This is a genomic window from Mesorhizobium sp. 2RAF21 (assembly GCF_052115345.1).
GTDB classification, from domain to species: domain Bacteria; phylum Pseudomonadota; class Alphaproteobacteria; order Rhizobiales; family Rhizobiaceae; genus Mesorhizobium; species Mesorhizobium terrae.
On the sequence record NZ_JBFRGM010000006.1, the window covers coordinates 282,358 to 298,781 of the forward strand.

15 protein-coding genes are annotated in these 16,424 nt (G+C 63.8%); 12 read left to right on the forward strand and 3 right to left on the reverse strand.

What is annotated here, in order from left to right; genetic code table 11:
* Positions 1-11: 11 nt before the first annotated feature.
* The gene (gene hemN, locus AB4136_RS12345) at positions 12-1,358 is read right to left on the reverse strand and encodes an oxygen-independent coproporphyrinogen III oxidase (RefSeq protein WP_024922589.1); all 1,347 of its coding nucleotides are present in this window, start codon (positions 1,356-1,358) and stop codon (positions 12-14) included.
* Between the two features lie 161 nt (positions 1,359-1,519).
* Here hemN and AB4136_RS12350 point away from each other — a divergent pair, with 161 nt between their 5' ends.
* Positions 1,520-2,248: a Crp/Fnr family transcriptional regulator gene (locus AB4136_RS12350; protein ID WP_024922590.1), complete on the forward strand. Its 729-nt coding sequence runs from the start codon at positions 1,520-1,522 to the stop codon at positions 2,246-2,248.
* 138 nt (positions 2,249-2,386) lie between these two features.
* Here AB4136_RS12350 and AB4136_RS12355 read toward each other — a convergent pair whose 3' ends face one another.
* Positions 2,387-2,794 carry a hemerythrin domain-containing protein gene (locus tag AB4136_RS12355; RefSeq protein ID WP_024922591.1) on the reverse strand — a complete coding sequence of 136 codons (408 nt, stop codon included), beginning with the start codon at positions 2,792-2,794 and terminating at the stop codon, positions 2,387-2,389.
* Between the two features lie 265 nt (positions 2,795-3,059).
* Here AB4136_RS12355 and ccoN point away from each other — a divergent pair, with 265 nt between their 5' ends.
* From ccoN to ccoS, 8 genes are all read left to right on the forward strand, one after another.
* Complete coding sequence (gene ccoN / locus AB4136_RS12360) at positions 3,060-4,670, forward strand: cytochrome-c oxidase, cbb3-type subunit I (protein ID WP_137900291.1); 1,611 nt, start codon at positions 3,060-3,062, stop codon at positions 4,668-4,670.
* Between the two features lie 12 nt (positions 4,671-4,682).
* Positions 4,683-5,414: a cytochrome-c oxidase, cbb3-type subunit II gene (gene ccoO / locus AB4136_RS12365; RefSeq protein ID WP_024922593.1), complete on the forward strand. Its 732-nt coding sequence runs from the start codon at positions 4,683-4,685 to the stop codon at positions 5,412-5,414.
* A 12-nt stretch (positions 5,415-5,426) separates the two neighbouring features.
* Positions 5,427-5,585, forward strand: coding sequence for a CcoQ/FixQ family Cbb3-type cytochrome c oxidase assembly chaperone (locus AB4136_RS12370; RefSeq protein ID WP_024922594.1), 159 nt, complete (start codon positions 5,427-5,429; stop codon positions 5,583-5,585).
* A complete protein-coding gene (ccoP, locus tag AB4136_RS12375; protein ID WP_024922595.1) occupies positions 5,582-6,445 on the forward strand; it encodes a cytochrome-c oxidase, cbb3-type subunit III in 864 nt (287 codons plus the stop codon). Before AB4136_RS12370 ends, ccoP begins: the two co-directional genes overlap by 4 nt.
* A 161-nt stretch (positions 6,446-6,606) precedes the next feature.
* On the forward strand, positions 6,607-8,166 hold the full coding sequence (ccoG, locus tag AB4136_RS12380) for a cytochrome c oxidase accessory protein CcoG (RefSeq protein ID WP_024922596.1): 1,560 nt from the start codon (positions 6,607-6,609) through the stop codon (positions 8,164-8,166).
* Positions 8,163-8,660, forward strand: a complete 498-nt coding sequence (locus AB4136_RS12385; protein WP_024922597.1) for a FixH family protein — start codon at positions 8,163-8,165, stop codon at positions 8,658-8,660. Before ccoG ends, AB4136_RS12385 begins: the two co-directional genes overlap by 4 nt.
* On the forward strand, positions 8,657-10,939 hold the full coding sequence (locus AB4136_RS12390; protein ID WP_024922598.1) for a cation-translocating P-type ATPase: 2,283 nt from the start codon (positions 8,657-8,659) through the stop codon (positions 10,937-10,939). The genes AB4136_RS12385 and AB4136_RS12390 overlap by 4 nt, the downstream gene beginning before the upstream one ends.
* Complete coding sequence (ccoS, locus tag AB4136_RS12395) at positions 10,936-11,091, forward strand: cbb3-type cytochrome oxidase assembly protein CcoS (RefSeq protein ID WP_024922599.1); 156 nt, start codon at positions 10,936-10,938, stop codon at positions 11,089-11,091. Before AB4136_RS12390 ends, ccoS begins: the two co-directional genes overlap by 4 nt.
* A gap of 72 nt (positions 11,092-11,163) precedes the next feature.
* Here the strand turns inward: ccoS and AB4136_RS12400 are convergent, their stop codons facing one another.
* On the reverse strand, positions 11,164-12,060 hold the full coding sequence (locus AB4136_RS12400) for a D-alanyl-D-alanine carboxypeptidase family protein (protein ID WP_024922600.1): 897 nt from the start codon (positions 12,058-12,060) through the stop codon (positions 11,164-11,166).
* A 306-nt stretch (positions 12,061-12,366) separates the two neighbouring features.
* Here AB4136_RS12400 and dnaK point away from each other — a divergent pair, with 306 nt between their 5' ends.
* The 3 genes from dnaK (at position 12,367) to pmtA (ending at position 16,367) form a co-directional block, all read left to right on the forward strand.
* Positions 12,367-14,289, forward strand: a complete 1,923-nt coding sequence (gene dnaK / locus AB4136_RS12405; protein ID WP_024922601.1) for a molecular chaperone DnaK — start codon at positions 12,367-12,369, stop codon at positions 14,287-14,289.
* Between the two features lie 220 nt (positions 14,290-14,509).
* Positions 14,510-15,640 (forward strand): molecular chaperone DnaJ, encoded by a 1,131-nt coding sequence (dnaJ, locus tag AB4136_RS12410; protein ID WP_024922602.1) that lies wholly within the window; start codon positions 14,510-14,512, stop codon positions 15,638-15,640.
* 118 nt (positions 15,641-15,758) lie between these two features.
* Entirely contained in the window at positions 15,759-16,367 is a 609-nt protein-coding gene (gene pmtA, locus AB4136_RS12415; protein ID WP_024922603.1) for a phospholipid N-methyltransferase PmtA, read from the forward strand.
* The last annotated feature ends 57 nt before the right edge of the window (positions 16,368-16,424 follow it).

Genomic DNA, 16,424 nt, shown 5'->3' on the forward strand with positions numbered 1-16,424 from the left:
GGCCGGCTCCATCACACCGCCGTGGAATGGCGGGCGGGGCCGGCTGAGAGATAGGTATCGAAATGGGCGGCGATCGAGCGTACGAACGGTTTGGCCACTTCCGCGATATGAAAACGATCGCCGTCGAGGACAAAACCGCTCGATGGGTCGGCGGCGAGAAGCAGGGCATCTTCGAGAGCGCTTTTGGCGTCCGGCCCGAACCGGGCGCGCAGTTCAGTCCGCGAAAACGCGCAATCGCACATCAGCCGCTCGATGATCCAGGCGCGAACCCGGTCTTGTGGGGTGAAGGCGATGCCGCGCACCACGGCCAGCTCGTCTTTCCCCGCCATTTTTTGATATTCGCCGGTTGCCGGCATGTTCTGCACATAGCCTTGCGGCAGTCGGCCGATCGACGATGCGCCCAGCCCGATCAGGGCATCGGCCTCGTCGACCGTGTAACCCTGGAAGTTCCGCTTCAGCGAACCGTCGGCCAGCGCCAGCGCCATGCCATCTTCGGGCCGGGCGAAATGATCGAGCCCGATCGCCGCATAGCCGGCACCCGCGATCATTTCCGCCGACAATTGCAGTTGTGCCAACCGTTCGGTGGCGTCGGGGAGCGCCGTCTCGTCGATCAGCCGCTGATGTTTCTTGAACCAGGGCACATGTGCGTAGCCGAACAGCGCGATGCGGTCCGGCTGCAACGAAAGCGCCTTCTTCACGGTCTCAGTGAGCGAATGCCGGGTCTGATGCGGCAGGCCATAGAGCATGTCGAGATTGATCGAGCCGATGCCGCGGGCCCTGAGGTTCTCGACCACCCAGCGGGTTTTCTCGAAACTCTGCTCGCGATTGATCGCCTCTTGTACCTTCGGGTTGAAATCCTGCACGCCGAGGCTGGCGCGCGTCATCGCCATGCGTGCCAGCGCGTCGAAGCGCGCTTCGTCCATGTCGTTGGGGTCGATCTCGACGCTGACCTCGGCGTCGGCCCGGAAATGGAATGCGCCGCGCAGCGCCGCATTGAGCGTGATCATGTCGCGCGGGCTGAGCAAGGTGGGCGAGCCGCCGCCAAAGTGCAGGGCACTGATCGTGATGCCGCTGTCGAGCAGGGCGGCAACCGTTTCGATTTCCCTGAGCAGCGCGCCGACGTAGCGGCTGACGGGCGCATAGGACAGGGTCTGCTTGGTATGACAGGCGCAGAACCAGCAAAGCCGGTCGCAATAGGGAACATGCACGTAAAGCGACACGGCGCTTTTGACCGGAAGCGCCTGCAACCAGGCCTTGTAGGTGGCCGCCGACACGCTTGGGTGAAAATGCGGGGCGGTGGGATAGCTCGTATAGCGCGGCACGGGTGCGCGGTATCGACGCAGAAGCGCTTCTTGCACGGTGCCTCCGAAATCATGAGTTCGACACGCTGGCAACAATGGCGCATTGGCCGGCATTGGCCTTTGACCCAGATCAACTTGCGGTGGAGACAAACTGACGCGGGATTTCTCGAGCCGGAGGGGATAGAACAAGGGCATAGGCAAGGCGGGGTGCGAGTGGCATGAACCTGCGAGAAGATGTTCATACGGCGGGAATTCCGGTCCTGTGCCAGGCATGCGAGGCCCGGCATCGCGGTGTCTGCGGCGCGCTCGATCCGAACCAACTGGTGACGCTGGCGAAAGCCTCCTCGAAACAGACGATCGAAGCCGGAGCCGAACTGGTCGGCGATATGGAAACGGTCGATCACTATTCCAATGTGCTCGCCGGCGTGGTGAAGCTGACCAAGACCTTGTCCGACGGCCGCCAGCAGATTGTCGGCCTGCAATTCGCGCCGGACTTCCTCGGCCGCCCGTTCAAGTCGGAAAGTGCGGTCAATGCCGAAGCGGCGACGAATGTGTCGCTGTGCTCGTTTCCCAAAGGCGCCATCGAGCGGATGATGCGGGAGAGCCCGGGACTGGAGAACCGGCTGCTGCGGCAGACACTGAAAGAACTGGACGAGGCCCGGGACTGGATGGTGACGCTTGGCCGCAAGACCGCGGCGGAGAAAGTGGCCAGTTTCCTCCTGCTCATCGCAAATCATATTGATCCGAGCTCGGGCGACGAGGGGCGCGCGACAACGTTCGACCTGCCGCTGACCCGCGCGGCTATCGCCGACTTCCTCGGCCTGACCATCGAGACCGTCTCGCGGCAATTGTCCAAGCTGCGCGCCGAAGGTGTCATCTCGATCGAAAACAACCGCCATGTCAGCGTGGCGCGGCGCGATCGGCTGGAGGCAAGGGCCGGGCATTAAGGGGCGGGATAAAGTGGTCGGGGTAGATCGATAAACCGCAGCCTTCCCTAAGCGGCGTCCGCGTTTTGGAGCCTTTCCGCTCAACCCAGATCGCTTTCCAGCGAACAGCGACGATGCCAGAACCGGCCCAAGAACGCACTAGTCCCCCACAATCACCGGCAGTACATGCTCGCGTTCGAAGGCGATGTGGCGCCGCAGCGTTTCGAACAGGCCGCGCAACATGAAGCCGAACGCTTCGGGGTTCTCGATCGGCTTGCCGTGGCCGACCGCCAGCAGCACCTCCGTCACTTCGTCGGCAAAACTTTCGTCCTCGACATGTTCGACGCGTAGCCGGTGAAGGGTGGGGTCGGTGTCGCTCCGCCCGGTCGCACTGGCAAAGGCGGGGAAGATGACGTCGCCCTCGTAGTTGTGCGCGTCGCGCAGCATCGGCACCAGGATACTGGCGATACGCAGGCATTCGAGCCGGCACACAGCATCCGGCAAGGTGTCGGCGATCGTTTCCAGCGCCGCGCACAGCGTGAGCTTGTCTTCATGGATGCGCTGCATCTCCAAAGCGGGATGTCTCGACCGGTCTTGCCCCGGTATGGCCGCGAGCGGGCCAGGCGACGGGCCGACCGCGATGGATTTCAGGAATTGCTCGCACCGCACAGGTCAGCCTCTCCGCCTCTCGCCAGTCACGAAGGCTGACAAATCGAACCTCGGAAGGCTTTGACCTGGATCAAGGCAAAGCGTCGCGCGCTGGTGGAGATGAAGGCGTCAAGGAACGCATGGGGATGCGGGATCCGAAGCAACCAATCCATGGGGTCGCCCAATGAGATACGGCGCTGAAATTGTCTGGATGAGCCTGGCGACGTTCCTGGCGTTGCTGGGTGCCGGCTTTGCCGCCGACGATCTGTTCAGAGCGCATATGTGGGTGCTGTTCGCCGTATTGGCGATCGGCACGATCGTTCTGTTGCGCAATGTCAGTTTCGAGCCGGAGCAGCCGGTCGATCCGTCCACCTACATGGACGGGCCGATACGCTACGGCTCGGTCGCGACGGTGTTGTGGGCGGTCGTCGGCCTTCTGGCCGGCCTGGTCATTGCCATGCAGCTCGCCTATCCCGACCTCAATCTCGAGCCCTGGTTCAATTTCGGCCGCATGCGGCCGCTGCACACTTCGGCGGTCGTCTTCGCCTTCGGCGGCAACGCGCTGATGGCGACATCCTTCTATGTCGTGCAGCGTACCTGCCGCGCGCGCCTCTTCGGCGGCAATCTCGCCTGGTATGTGTTCTGGGGCTACCAGCTGTTCATCGTGATGGCGGCCACTGGTTACCTGCTCGGCATCACCCAGAGCCGCGAATATGCCGAGCCCGAATGGTATGTCGACGTGTTCCTCACCGTCGTCTGGGTCGCCTATCTCGTTGTGTTCCTGGGCACGATCCTGAAGCGCAAGGAACCGCATATCTACGTCGCCAACTGGTTCTATCTGTCCTTCATCGTCACCATCGCGATGCTGCATGTGGTCAACAATCTGGCGGTGCCGGTCTCCTTCGTCGGATCGAAAAGCTATTCGCTGTTTTCGGGTGTGCAGGACGCGCTGACCCAATGGTGGTACGGCCACAACGCGGTGGGCTTCTTCCTGACCGCCGGCTTCCTAGGGATGATGTATTATTTCATCCCCAAGCAGGTGAACCGGCCGGTCTATTCCTACCGGCTGTCGATCATCCACTTCTGGGCGCTGATCTTCCTCTATATCTGGGCGGGTCCGCACCATCTCCATTACACCGCGCTGCCTGACTGGGCGCAGACGCTGGGCATGGTCTTTTCGATCATGCTGTGGATGCCGTCCTGGGGCGGCATGATCAACGGCCTGATGACGCTGTCGGGCGCCTGGGACAAGCTGCGCACCGACCCGATCGTGCGCATGATGGTGACGGCGGTCGCCTTCTACGGCATGTCGACCTTCGAGGGGCCGATGATGTCGATCAAGGCGGTCAACTCGCTGTCCCACTACACCGACTGGACCATCGGCCACGTGCATTCCGCCGCCCTTGGCTGGGTCGGGCTGATCTCCTTCGGGGCGGTCTATTTCATGGTGCCGCGCCTGTGGAACCGCGAGCGGCTCTATTCGGTGCGCATGGTCAACTGGCACTTCTGGCTGGCGACGCTGGGCATCGTTGTCTACGCGGCCGTCATGTGGGTGTCGGGCATCATGCAGGGCCTGATGTGGCGCGAATACGACGAGCAGGGCTTCCTGGTCTATTCCTTCGCCGAGTCCGTCGCAGCCATGCACCCCTATTACGTGATGCGCGCACTCGGCGGCGGGCTCTATCTGGCCGGCGCGCTGGTGATGGCCTGGAACATCTTCATGACCATACGCGGCCATCTGCGCGAGGAAGCCCCGACGACGGGCGTCGCTCCCGCTTTGCAGCCGGCCGAATAGGAGTTCCCAAAAATGTCTCTCCTGGACAAACACGCCCTCATCGAGCGCAACGCCACGCTCCTGCTCGTCGGCTCCTTCCTGGTCGTCACCATCGGCGGCATCGTCGAGATCGCCCCGCTGTTCTATCTCCAGAACACCATCGAGAAGGTCGAGGGCATGCGCCCCTACTCGCCGCTGGAGCTGGCGGGGCGCAACATCTACGTCCGCGAAGGCTGCTATCTGTGCCACAGTCAGATGATCCGCCCCTTCCGCGACGAGGTCGAGCGCTACGGGCATTACAGCCTGGCCGCGGAGTCCATGTACGACCATCCCTTCCAATGGGGATCGAAGCGAACCGGTCCGGATCTCGCCCGCGTCGGCGACCGCTATTCCAACGAATGGCATGTCCAGCATCTGAGCGACCCGCGCTCGGTGGTGCCGGAATCGATCATGCCCCGCTACGCCTTCCTGAAGGACGTGCCGCTGTCGCCGAAGGGCTTCTCCACGCAACTGGTTGCCAATGTCGATGTCGGCGTTCCCTACACCAAGGACATGATTGCCAATGCCGAGGCCGACCTGATCGCGCAGGCCGATCCGAACGCCGATACGTCGGGCCTCACCAAGCGCTATCCGAAGGTGAAGGTTGGCGATTTCGACGGCAATCGAAGCCAGGTGACCGAGATGGACGCGCTGGTTGCCTATCTGCAGATGCTCGGCACGCTGGTCGATTTCTCGACCTATGACGATGCCGCCGGTTACCGCTGACGGAGTCGCACCATGGAAACCTACACCGCCATGCGTCATTTCGCCGACAGCTGGGGCCTGCTGGCCATGGCCGTATTCTTCGTCGGCGCCGTGCTCTTCACCCTTCGTCCGGGCAGCCGAAAGCAGGCTGATGCCGCCGCCAGGATCCCACTCGAGGACGACACGCCATGACCGACAAGCACATAGATGATGTCTCCGGCGTCGCCACCACCGGCCACGAATGGGACGGCATTCGCGAACTCGACAATCCGATGCCGCGCTGGTGGCTGTGGACCTTCTACGCCACCATTGTCTGGGCGATCGCCTACACGGTCGCTTATCCGGCATGGCCGCTGCTGACCTCCGCAACCAAGGGCGTGCTCAACTATTCGAGCCGCGGCGAGATCAAACAGGAAATGGCCGCGGCCGGCGCCGCCCAGGAAAAATACCTGGCCGCGATCCAGTCGAAGACGGTCGCCGAGATCGATGCCGACGAGAAGCTGCGGGAATTCGCTTCGGCGGCGGGCGCCGCTACATTTCGCGTCAACTGCGTCCAGTGCCACGGCTCGGGCGCGCAAGGCTCACCGGGCTTCCCCAACCTCAATGACGACGAGTGGCTATGGGGCGGTTCCGCCGAACAGATCTACAAGACGATCACCCACGGCATCCGCTTTGCCGACGATTCCGACACCCACACCTCCGAGATGCCGCCATTCGGCGACGTGCTCAATGCCGGGCAGATCACTGATGTCAGCATCTATGTCGCGAGCCTGTCCGGGCCGGTCAGCGATGCGTCCCGGGTGGCCGACGGTGCCAAGGTCTACACCGACAATTGCGCGGCCTGCCATGGCGGCGATGCCAGGGGCAACCGCGATCTCGGCGCGCCGAACCTGACCGACGCGATCTGGCTCTACGGCTCCGGCGAGCGGGCGATCGCCGCGCAGGTGCGGGCGCCGAAGAATGGCGTCATGCCGGCCTGGGGCGCTCGCCTCGGCGACGTCAAGGTCAAGGAATTGTCGGTCTACGTGCATTCGCTGGGCGGCGGAGAATAGAGACTTGCAAAGGGGGACATTCTCCCCGCCCGGCGACGGGGCCCGTCTCATGGCGGCGGGCCCCGACATGCATCGAGCGGGCCCGGTCTTGACCTGGGTCAAGGCGGGTCGCGCCTCGAAGATGCAAGTACGATTGCTGGAACAGCAAACGAGCGCATGTCATGCTTGATATCGGGCAGGTTGAAACGCTGGAGGCGGAGGCGGTCAATTCCGCCAAGGTCCGCCAGCCCCTCTATGCGTCGCGCAGGAAGATATTTCCCAAGCGCGCTGCCGGGCGTTTCCGCTCCTTCAAATGGATCGTCATGGCGGTCACGCTGGGCATCTATTATCTGACGCCGTGGCTGCGCTGGGACCGTGGTCCCTACGCGCCCGACCAGGCCGTTCTGATCGACCTCGCCAACCGTCGCTTCTATTTCTTCTTTATCGAAATCTGGCCGCAGGAATTCTTCTTCGTAGCCGGCCTTTTGGTGATGGCGGGCATCGGCCTGTTTCTCATCACCTCCACCGTCGGCCGCGCCTGGTGTGGCTACGCCTGCCCGCAGACCGTCTGGGTCGACCTCTTCCTCGTGGTCGAGCGCGCCGTCGAGGGCGACCGCAATGCGCGCATCAAACTCGACGAGAGCCCGTGGACGGCCCGCAAATCGGTGCTGCGGCTGACCAAGCACGCCATCTGGCTGTTGATCGCGGTCGCCACCGGCGGCGCCTGGATCTTCTATTTCGCCGATGCGCCGACGCTGTTGGCCGACGTCGTGACCGGTCAGGCCGCGGCCGTTGCCTACATCACCGTCGCCGTTCTCACCGCCACGACTTATGTCTTCGGCGGGCTGATGCGTGAGCAGGTCTGCACCTATATGTGCCCGTGGCCGCGCATCCAGGCGGCGATGCTCGACGAGAATTCGCTGACAGTCACCTATAATGACTGGCGCGGCGAGCCGCGTTCGCGCCATGCCAAGAAGGCGGCCGCCGCCGGCCACAGCATCGGCGACTGCGTCGACTGCAACGCCTGCGTCGCCGTCTGCCCGATGGGCATCGATATTCGCGACGGCCAGCAGCTCGAATGCATCACCTGCGCGTTGTGCATCGACGCTTGCGACGGCGTCATGGACAAGATCGGCAAGGAACGCGGCCTGATCTCCTATGCGACGCTGAACGACTACAACGCCAATATGGCGCTCGCCACCGGCAACGGCGCGCATGTGCCCGATCCGGCTTCGATACGGCAGGCTGACGGGCGCCTGTCTGAAAAGGTCGCGCAGTTCCATCCCGGCAAGATCTTCAGGCCGCGCACCTTCATCTACACCGCCGTCTGGGCGCTGATCGGCCTTGCCATGCTCTACGCGCTCATGACCCGCGAGCGGTTGCAGCTCAATGTCCTGCACGACCGCAACCCGCAATTCGTCGTTTTGTCGGATGGGGCGATCCGCAACGGCTACACGGTGAAACTGCTCAACATGATCCCCGAGCCGCGCACCATCCAGCTCTCGGTCGACGGCTTGCCGGATGCTGCCATCACCGCGGTCGGTGTCGAGCAGATCGAGGCGGAACCGCTGGCGATCGAGGTCGAACCGGACAGGTTGAGATCGGTCAAGGTCTATGTGCGGCTGCCGCGCGATCGCGTCGCCGGCACGAACACCGTCTTCCGGTTCGTCGCCAAGGATGCCGCCGGCGCCGAAACAGCCAGCTACGCCGCCACTTTCATCGCTCCGGAGGCATCAAGATGACGACGCGCCGCCATTCGCCTCGCGAGTTCACCGGCTACCACATGCTGGCACTCATCCTCGCCTTCTTCGGCGTCATCATCGCCGTCAATCTGACGATGGCGACGCTGGCGCGGACGAGCTGGACGGGACTGGTCGTGCAAAACACCTATGTCGCCAGCCAGGAGTTCAACCGCAAGGCCGAGGAGGGACGCGCGCAGGCGGCGCTGCATTGGCAGGGCAAGCTGACGCTGGCGGACGGCACCCTTCGCTACGAACTTGCCGACGCCGCGGGCAAGGCGATCTTGCCCACGGGCGTGAAAGTGGCATTCCGCCATCCCGCCTATGACGCGGAAGACCGGGTGATCGACCTCGTTCGCCAGGCGGATGGAGGCTTCAGTTCGCAACAGACCATAAGCGACGGCGTCTGGATCGTTGAGGTCGACGCCCAAACCGGGCGCGAGCGTCCCTATCGGCAGGTGCGGCGTGTGATCGTGCGCAACGGAGCGATCGAATGAGCTGCTGTGCGCCGGGCGCCGAATCCGCGCTCGATCTGGATCGCGACGCCAGTGCCGACCCGTCGGACGATGAGATCAGGCTGGCCAGCCGCTCACTTGGCGGCGGGCTGTCGCAGGTCGATCTCGCCGTTCCCGGCGTGCATTGCGCCGCCTGCATCCGTTCGGTCGAAGGCGGCCTGCGGAAACTGCCGGGAGTGGTTGGCGCGCGCGTCAATTTGTCGACCCGGCGTGTATCGGTTCGCTTTCGCGAGGGTGAGGTGCCGCCTCTAGTGGCGTCGCTCGCCGGGCTGGGCTACGAAGCGCATCTGTTCGATGCCGAAGGCGGCGACGGCAAGGACCCTATCCTTGCCGAACTCATCCGCGCCGTCGCCGTGGCCGGTTTCGCCGCCGGCAACATCATGCTTTTGTCGGTTTCGGTGTGGTCCGGAGCGACGGACGCCACGCGCGACCTGTTCCACTGGATCTCGGCGTTGATCGCCATTCCCGTTCTGGTCTTTGCCGGCCGCATCTATTTCCGCTCGGCCTGGAACGCGCTTCGCCATGGCCGCATGAACATGGATGTGCCGATCGCCGTCGGCGTCGGCCTCGCCTATGGCATGAGCCTTTACGAAACGATCAATCACGGCCCGCACGCCTATTTCGACGCCTCGGTATCGTTGCTGTTCTTCCTGCTAATCGGCCGCACGCTCGACCATGTCATGCGCGAAAAGGCACGCACCGCCGTTTCCGGCCTGAGGCGGCTGGCCGCGCGCGGCGCCATGGTGATCGCCAAGGACGGCAGCCACATTTATGTGCCGGTCGAGGAGATCGCCGAGGGTGACATGCTTCTTTTGGCAGCGGGCGAACGCGTGCCGGTCGACGCGCGTGTCGTGAAAGGTGCCTCCGAGGTCGATCGCTCGCTGGTCAGTGGCGAAAGCGAGCCGGAAGCGGTGCGCGAGGGTTCGCTGCTGCAGGCGGGCGCGCTCAATCTTACCGGCGCTTTGACCGTGGAAGCGATCGCCGCCGCAAAGGATTCCTTCCTGGCCGAGATGGTGCGCCTGATGGAGGTCGCCGAAGGTGGCCGCGCGCGCTACCGCCGCATCGCCGACCGCGCGTCGGCGCTCTATTCGCCCGTGGTCCATTTGACGGCGCTGTTGACCTTCGCCGGCTGGATGCTGGCCTCCGGCGACTGGCACCGCTCGATCACCATCGCCATTGCCGTCCTCATCATCACCTGCCCCTGCGCGCTTGGCCTCGCCGTGCCGATCGTGCAGGTGGTGGCGGCGCGCCGGCTGTTCGAGAACGGCATCATGGTCAAGGACGGTTCGGCGATGGAACGGCTCGCCGTCATCGACACGGTCGTCTTCGACAAGACCGGGACGCTGACCCTAGGCGCGCTGCGGCTGACCAATGGCGGCGAGATCGCGCCGGTCGACATGACTGTCGCGGCGCAGCTGGTGGCGCATTCCCGCCATCCCGTCGCGCGCGCCATCGTGCAGGCCAATCAAGACGGCTCCCCGCGGTCCGGTCCATTCGATACGGTCACCGAAGTTCCCGGCTACGGGCTGGAGGCGCAAATCGACGGTTCGGTCTGGCGGTTGGGCCGCGCGCAATGGGCGCTTGGCGATGCGGCAGGCGCGGCGGACGATGGCACCGTGCTTGCCCGCGACGGTGTCCTGCGGGCGCGCTTTGTCTGCGAGGACCAGCTGCGCGCCGGCGCCACAGGCACGGTGAGTGACCTGTTGGGCCAAGGCCTCGCGGTCGAGATGCTGACCGGCGACCATCGGCGTAACGCCGAAGCGACTGCAGCACAGGCCGGCATCGCCAACTATCGTTTCGGCATGCTGCCCGGCGAGAAAGTGGCGCGGATCGCCGAACTCGCGAAGGATGGCCACGAGGTGCTGATGGTGGGTGACGGCTTGAACGATGCCCCCGCGCTCGCTGCTGCCCGCGTCTCGATGGCGCCGGCCACCGCCGCCGATGTCGGTCGCAACGCTGCTGATTTCGTTTTCCTGCGCGAAAGCCTGTCGGCGATCCCCTTCGCGCTGGACATCTCTCGTAAGGCCGGCCGGTTGATCCGCCTGAATCTCGCTTTCGCCATCGCCTATAATTTCGTTGCCGTGCCCATCGCCGTGCTCGGCTATGTCACGCCGCTGATCGCGGCGATCGCCATGTCGTTGTCGTCGATCATCGTCGTCGCCAACGCCATGCGGTTGCATGGCGGGCGTTCGGTTGTCGCGGGCGAGGGGCGGACCGCTGCTCCGGCGATGGTCGGATTGGCCGAAAGGTCCGCCTCATGAGCAACCTTGTCGTGCTGATCCCGGTTGCGCTCTTTCTCGGCGGGCTCGGCCTTGCCGCCTTCCTGTGGGCGCTGCGCAGCGGTCAGTACGACGATATCGAGGGCAGCGCCGAACGCATCCTCATCGATGAGGATGGTGCCGATCGGAGCTAACGACAGGTGCCGGACGCGCCCGTTTGGCCCGTCACAGGCGAAGATACGGAGGCTCAGATGTTGCGTCAGGCGCTATTGCGCGCCGTTGAACACCAGCTTCGCCTTGTCGGACGAAGGGGAAAGGGCCCGTTGCAACAGGGTTTCGACATGGGCGTTGCGCTGGCGTGCGGTATCGGCCCCCATCACCACGATGACGAAGCGTTTGCCGTCGGCGTCGTAGGAGGTGACGATGTTGAAGCCGGAGGCGCGGATATAGCCGGTCTTGATGCCGTCGACGCCGCGCACACGCCCCAGCATGTCGTTGTGGCCGCGCACCAGCTTGCCACGGAACATGAAGTCGGAGGCGGAGAAGTAGTGATAGTGCTGCGGGAAACGCGCCCTGAGCGCCAGTCCCAGCACCGCCATGTCGCGCGCCGTGGTCTGCTGGCCATCGTCAGGCAGGCCCGATGCATTGCGGAATGTGGTCGCACGCATGCCGATCTGGCGCGCCTTGGCGGTCATGGTGCCGGCGAAAGCTTCTTCGCTGCCGCCCAGATATTCCGCCACCGAGACGGCGACGTCATTGGCGGATTTCACCACCAGCGCCCGGATGGCGGAATCGACGTCGATCGTCTCGCCCGGCCGGAAGCGCAGCTTGGTCGGCGGCTGCGAGGCGGCATTGGCCGAGACCGGTATCTGCGTCTGCTTGGTGACGCGGCCGCTCTCCAAGGCTTCGAACAGCAAATAGAGCGTCATCATCTTGGTCAGCGAGGCCGGAAAACGCGGCGTCGTCGAATTGGCCTCGAACAGCGTGCCGCCGGTTTTGGCGTCGACCACGATGGCGGCATATTTTTGCGCGGGAGCCGGCACGGCCAGCAGCTGTTCGGGCGGCGTCGCCGTCGTACAGCCGGCCACGAACGTCACGATGGCGAGCGCGTAGATGCATTTCTGGGCGAGGGCGAACAGGCGCGAAACGGGCTGGGAGGGCATTTCCAAGGGCGGGAAGACGTTGCTGAGATCGCCGGACCCTATCCTAGCCCGTTGTCCACGTCCATTTGGTTTGCTGGGTTATCACCGGCCGTTGTATGGTGAGGGCGGTATCTTTCCGGCCGCGACAGGCAGTGGAAAAGCCACAACGCAGAATGCTTGCGTGCCGGGCGACCTGTTCTTATATACGCCGCAACCGTGCGGCCCGCCCCTGAAGGCGGTCTGGCGCGGAATTTCTGTGAACAGGGGCTTTCGCCGGAACGCCTGACAGGGTCCTTGAAAGCCTGCTTAGTGGAGAGACTAGACAAGATGGCAAAAGTAATCGGCATCGACCTGGGAACAACCAATTCCTGCGTCGCCGTCATGGACGGCAAGGACGCCAAGGTCATTGAAAACGCGGAAGGCGCGCGCACCACGCCTTCGATCGTCGCCTTCAGCGGCGACGGCGAACGCCTCGTCGGCCAGCCGGCCAAGCGCCAGGCGGTCACCAACCCTGAAAACACCGTCTTCGCGGTCAAGCGCCTGATCGGCCGTCGCTACGACGATCCGGTCACCGCCAAGGACAAGAAGCTCGTCCCCTACGAGATCGTCAATGGCGACAACGGCGACGCCTGGGTCCATGCCGGCGGCAAGAACCAGTCGCCCAGCCAGATCTCGGCAATGATCCTGCAGAAGATGAAGGAAACGGCGGAAGCCTATCTCGGCGAGAAGGTCGAGAAGGCGGTCATCACCGTTCCGGCCTATTTCAACGACGCCCAGCGCCAGGCCACCAAGGATGCCGGCAAGATCGCCGGCCTGGAAGTGCTGCGCATCATCAACGAGCCGACCGCGGCAGCCCTTGCCTACGGCCTCGACAAGAAGGACGGCAAGACCATCGCCGTCTACGACCTTGGCGGCGGCACCTTCGATATCTCCGTGCTCGAAATCGGCGATGGCGTCTTCGAGGTGAAGTCGACCAATGGTGACACCTTCCTCGGCGGCGAAGACTTCGACATGCGCCTGGTCGAATACCTGGCGGCCGAGTTCAAGAAGGAACAGGGCATCGACCTGAAGAACGACAAGCTTGCCCTGCAGCGCCTCAAGGAAGCCGCTGAAAAGGCCAAGATCGAGCTGTCGTCCTCGGCCCAGACCGAAATCAACCTGCCCTTCATCACCGCCGATGCTTCCGGTCCGAAGCACCTGACCTTGAAGCTGACCCGCGCCAAGTTCGAATCGCTCGTGGATGATCTCATCCAGCGCACCGTCGAGCCGCTCAAGGCGGCGCTGAAGGATGCGGGCCTCAAGGCCGGCGAGATTGACGAGGTCGTTCTGGTCGGCGGCATGACCCGCATGCCGAAGGTCCAGGAAGTTGTGAAGCAGTTCTTCGGCAAGGAGCCGCACAAGGGCGTCAACCCGGATGAAGTCGTCGCTCTCGGCGCCGCCATCCAGGCCGGCGTTCTGCAGGGCGACGTCAAGGACGTGCTGTTGCTCGACGTGACCCCGCTGTCGCTGGGCATCGAGACGCTGGGTGGCGTGTTCACCCGCCTGATCGAGCGCAACACCACGATCCCAACCAAGAAGAGCCAGGTGTTCTCGACCGCCGAGGATTCGCAGAGCGCGGTGACCATCCGCGTCTTCCAGGGCGAGCGTGAAATGGCGGCCGACAACAAGATGCTCGGCCAGTTCGACCTGGTCGGCATTCCGCCGGCGCCGCGTGGCGTGCCGCAGATCGAGGTGACCTTCGACATCGACGCCAACGGCATCGTCAACGTCTCGGCCAAGGACAAGGGCACCGGCAAGGAGCACCAGATCCGCATCCAGGCATCTGGCGGTCTCTCCGACGCCGACATCGAGAAGATGGTCAAGGACGCCGAGGCCAATGCCGAGAGCGACAAGAAGCGCAAGGCGCTGGTGGAAGCCCGCAACCAGGCCGAAGCCCTGGTCCATTCGGCTGAGAAGTCGCTGAAGGATTATGGCGATAAGGTTTCGGAGGCAGACCGCACCGCGATCGCCGACGCCATCGCCGCGCTGAAGACCGCCGCCGAAGGCGACGACGCCGCCGAGATCGAAGCCAAGAGCCAGACGCTCACCGAAGCCTCGATGAAGCTCGGCCAGGCCATGTACGAGGCTTCGCAGAAGGAAGCCGCCGAGGCCGACGCCAAGGCGGACGCTGCCAAGGACTCGGATGTAGTCGACGCCGATTTCGAGGAAATCGACGAGAACGACGACAAGAACAAGAAGAAGTCGGCCTAAGTGGCCTGACGGCCCAAAATTCAGAAAAGCCCGGCGCCAAGCCGGGCTTTTTTGCAACCATGCACTGGAAAATTGCGGCGTCTCCTTGCCGGTACTGGCATTGCCACCGCATCGTTACTAAATCGGAGATCAGTCTTCTTTAGTTGACTGGTCAAAACAATGCGCAAGGACGTTGGCTGTTGCTTGAGCCATTAGTCAGCGGGATTGGAACAGGCTCTCGATGAAAGCTGATTTCTACGAAACGCTCGGCGTGCAAAAAAGCGCCGACGAGAAGGAACTCAAGAGCGCCTTCCGCAAGCTCGCTATGCAGTTCCATCCCGATCGCAACCCGGGCGATGCGGCTTGCGAGCACAAGTTCAAGGAAATCAACGAAGCCTACGAGACGCTGAAGGACCCGCAGAAGCGCGCGGCCTATGACCGTTTCGGCCACGCCGCCTTCGAAAATGGCGGCATGAATGGCGCCGGTGCCGGCTTTGGAGCCGGCGGCTTCGCCGACATCTTCGAGGATATCTTCGGCGAGATGATGGGCGGCGGCCGCCGTCGCTCGTCCGGCGGGCGCGAGCGTGGCGCCGACCTGCGCTACAATATGGAAATCAGCCTGGAAGAGGCCTTTGCCGGCAAGACCGCGCAGATCCGCGTGCCGACATCGCTGTCCTGCACCGATTGTTCGGGTACGGGCGCCAAGCCCGGCACGCAGCCGGTCACCTGTTCGATGTGCCACGGCCACGGCAAGGTGCGGGCGAGCCAGGGCTTCTTCTCGATCGAACGCACCTGCCCGCAGTGCCAGGGCCGCGGCCAGACTATCAAGGACCCGTGCCCGAAATGCGCCGGCCAGGGCCGTGTCACCGAGGAGCGCTCGCTGTCGGTCAACATCCCGGCCGGTATCGAGGACGGCACCCGCATCCGGTTGGCCGGCGAAGGCGAGGCCGGGCTGCGCGGCGGTCCGACGGGCGATCTCTACATTTTCCTCGCCATCAAGCCGCATGAATTCTTCCAGCGCGACGGCGCCGACCTCTATTGCAAGGTGCCGATCTCGATGACGACGGCCGCCCTCGGCGGCTCCTTCGAGGTGGCGACGCTTGACGGTTCGCAGACCCGCGTGAAAGTGCCGGAAGGCACCCAGAACGGCCGCCAGTTCCGGCTCAAGGGCAAGGGCATGCCAGTGCTGCGCCAGACGCAGATCGGCGACCTCTATATCCAGACAGCGGTCGAGACGCCGCAGAGCCTGACCCGGCGCCAGCGAGAACTGCTCGAGGAGTTCGAACAGCTTTCGTCCAAGGAGAACAGCCCGCAGTCGAGCGGCTTCTTCACGCGGATGAAGGATTTCTTCGAATCCTTCAGCGAGCGTTGAGGGCGACAAATTCTGTCTTGTCCACGACATTGGTGGGCGGATACCTTGTCTACCCCGGCGTAACTGGTAAGTAGCGTCTGAACAGTGGGTTCCGGGGGGAGCCGGTCGGGAGAGCTTGATGGGAAGAGGTCCGGGACTGAGGAAGTCGCTCGCTGAAAAGTTCGACGACGAGCTGAAATTCTTCAAAGGGTGGATCGACAAGCCGAAAACCGTCGGTTCCATCGTGCCGACCAGTTCGGTCACCGCGCGCAAGATGGCCTCGATCGTCAATCCGGACTCCGGGCTGCCGGTGCTCGAGGTCGGGCCTGGCACCGGTGTCATCACCCGCGCCATCCTGGCGCGCGGGATCAAGCCGCAGAACCTCTACGCCGTTGAATATTCGACCGATTTCGTGCGCCATCTGCGCACGCTCTATCCCGGCGTGAACGTCATCGAGGGCGATGCCTTCAATCTCGACGCGACGCTGGGCGAGCACAAGGACGTTGTCTTCGATTCGGTGGTGACGGGCGTGCCGCTGCTCAATTTCCCGGTCGACCAGCGCATCCGCTACATCGAGAGCCTGCTCGACCGCATCCCGGCCGGCCGGCCGATCGTGCAACTGTGCTATGGCCCGCTGTCGCCGATCCCGCCCGGTCGCGGCAACTACACGGTGGAGCACTTCCATTTCGTGCTGCGCAACATTCCGCCGACCCGGCTCTGGATCTACCGCCGTCCGGCCAGGAACTGAGATCGGTCTTGGCGTTGATTTGTGCCTCGCTTCGCCATAGGAAGGCGAAGGAGGCAG

Coding starts and splice junctions, on each gene's coding strand:
- AB4136_RS12350 (WP_024922590.1), top strand. CDS start 1,520: ATGAACCTGCGAGAAGATGTTCATACGGCGGGAATTCCGGTCCTGTGC.
- AB4136_RS12355 (WP_024922591.1), bottom strand. CDS start 2,794: ATGCAGCGCATCCATGAAGACAAGCTCACGCTGTGCGCGGCGCTGGAA.
- ccoN (WP_137900291.1), top strand. CDS start 3,060: ATGAGATACGGCGCTGAAATTGTCTGGATGAGCCTGGCGACGTTCCTG.
- ccoO (WP_024922593.1), top strand. CDS start 4,683: ATGTCTCTCCTGGACAAACACGCCCTCATCGAGCGCAACGCCACGCTC.
- AB4136_RS12370 (WP_024922594.1), top strand. CDS start 5,427: ATGGAAACCTACACCGCCATGCGTCATTTCGCCGACAGCTGGGGCCTG.
- ccoP (WP_024922595.1), top strand. CDS start 5,582: ATGACCGACAAGCACATAGATGATGTCTCCGGCGTCGCCACCACCGGC.
- ccoG (WP_024922596.1), top strand. CDS start 6,607: ATGCTTGATATCGGGCAGGTTGAAACGCTGGAGGCGGAGGCGGTCAAT.
- AB4136_RS12385 (WP_024922597.1), top strand. CDS start 8,163: ATGACGACGCGCCGCCATTCGCCTCGCGAGTTCACCGGCTACCACATG.
- AB4136_RS12390 (WP_024922598.1), top strand. CDS start 8,657: ATGAGCTGCTGTGCGCCGGGCGCCGAATCCGCGCTCGATCTGGATCGC.
- ccoS (WP_024922599.1), top strand. CDS start 10,936: ATGAGCAACCTTGTCGTGCTGATCCCGGTTGCGCTCTTTCTCGGCGGG.
- AB4136_RS12400 (WP_024922600.1), bottom strand. CDS start 12,060: ATGCCCTCCCAGCCCGTTTCGCGCCTGTTCGCCCTCGCCCAGAAATGC.
- dnaK (WP_024922601.1), top strand. CDS start 12,367: ATGGCAAAAGTAATCGGCATCGACCTGGGAACAACCAATTCCTGCGTC.
- dnaJ (WP_024922602.1), top strand. CDS start 14,510: ATGAAAGCTGATTTCTACGAAACGCTCGGCGTGCAAAAAAGCGCCGAC.
- pmtA (WP_024922603.1), top strand. CDS start 15,759: ATGGGAAGAGGTCCGGGACTGAGGAAGTCGCTCGCTGAAAAGTTCGAC.